2 protein-coding genes are annotated in these 1,229 nt (G+C 49.3%); both read left to right on the plus strand.

Annotated elements, in window-relative coordinates:
• Window positions 1-106 precede the first annotated feature (106 nt).
• The gene (locus SSCH_RS19130; protein ID WP_052835442.1) at window positions 107-421 is read left to right on the plus strand and encodes a reverse transcriptase domain-containing protein; all 315 of its coding nucleotides are present in this window, start codon (window positions 107-109) and stop codon (window positions 419-421) included.
• Window positions 422-537: 116 nt separating this feature from the next.
• Window positions 538-876 carry a hypothetical protein gene (locus SSCH_RS19135; protein WP_052835443.1) on the plus strand — a complete coding sequence of 113 codons (339 nt, stop codon included), beginning with the start codon at window positions 538-540 and terminating at the stop codon, window positions 874-876.
• Window positions 877-1,229 lie beyond the last annotated feature (353 nt).

The following is a 1,229-nucleotide window of genomic DNA, read 5'->3' on the forward strand; positions in this document are numbered from 1 at the left end:
TAAACATACAATTAAGTTGAATGCGGAACATTAAAGGTTTCTTACGATAACGTAGACCACAAATGGATGATGGAATGCCTAAAACTGCGACATAGCAGACCCAAACATGCTAAGACTCATCGCACGCTTCCTCAAAGCTGGAATCGTAGAGGCAGGAGTAAGCTACGGTACACCAGAAGGGACACCGCAAGGGGGAGTAGTGTCACCGATACTGGCAAATGTCTACCTGCACTACGTACTGGACGTGTGGTTCTACAGCACAGTGCGGAAGCACTGCAAAGGAGAAGCCCACATGGTCAGATATGCAGATGACTTCGTATGCTGTTTTCAGTATGAAGAAGATGCCCGATGGTTCTACAATGCACTGCAGAGTAGGCTGAAGAAGTTCAACCTGGAGATAGCTGAAGAGAAGAGCCAATAATAACCTTTGGACGACAGGCAGAGGCCAGGAGTCGAGCAGGGGGAAAGAAGCCCAAGACATTTGACTTCCTAGGGTTCACCCACTACTGCAGCCGGAGCAAAAGAGGCAAGTTCAGAGTGAAGCGGAAGACAAGCAGCAAGAAATACAGAGCTAGTATTCTGAGATGCAAAGAGTGGCTTAAAAAGCACAGGAACATGCCTGCCCCGTATATTTGGTGGCTAATCAGACCCAAGCTATGGGGAAACTACCGCTACTATGGTATAACCGACAATGCTCCGATGCTGTATAAATTCCTCTATGAGGTAGAAAAGCTACTCTTCAAATGGCTAAACCGTCGCAGCCAGAGGAAAAGCTTTGATTGGGAAAAATTCAGGCTATTTCTCAAGAAATTTCCACTGCCTACACCCCGTATATTTGTGAATATTTACGATGTCAGGGTAAGAATCTTTGCGTGAGCTCCGTGAATAATGACTACGGAGAGCCGTATGCGTTAATAGCGCACGTACGGTTCGATGAGGGGTAGGGGATACAACTGCTAGGCCAGTAGCGCACGGCCGGGATACTAAGGCACTGCCAGACGAAAGGGGCAGTATAACGGACTGTCCTGACCTAAACGCTACCAGGCGGCATGAGACCCCGCCTACTCTACCTCCTATTGCATGCTCCTGATGGTGCGTTGAGACCGGGTAAACTTTCGTGTCTAGCCTGAAGAGGTGCGCTGAAACAAAGCCGCGAAAGACCCGGGGACGGTTCCCACCTACTTGCCGGAAAAGGCTCGACGAAAGAACCGTCCGACGATCCGCGGCAA

Origin of the sequence: Syntrophaceticus schinkii, from assembly GCF_000946815.1 — a bacterium.
Classification (GTDB): domain Bacteria; phylum Bacillota; class DSM-12270; order Thermacetogeniales; family Thermacetogeniaceae; genus Syntrophaceticus; species Syntrophaceticus schinkii.

Coding starts and splice junctions, on each gene's coding strand:
- SSCH_RS19130 (WP_052835442.1), top strand. CDS start 107: ATGCTAAGACTCATCGCACGCTTCCTCAAAGCTGGAATCGTAGAGGCA.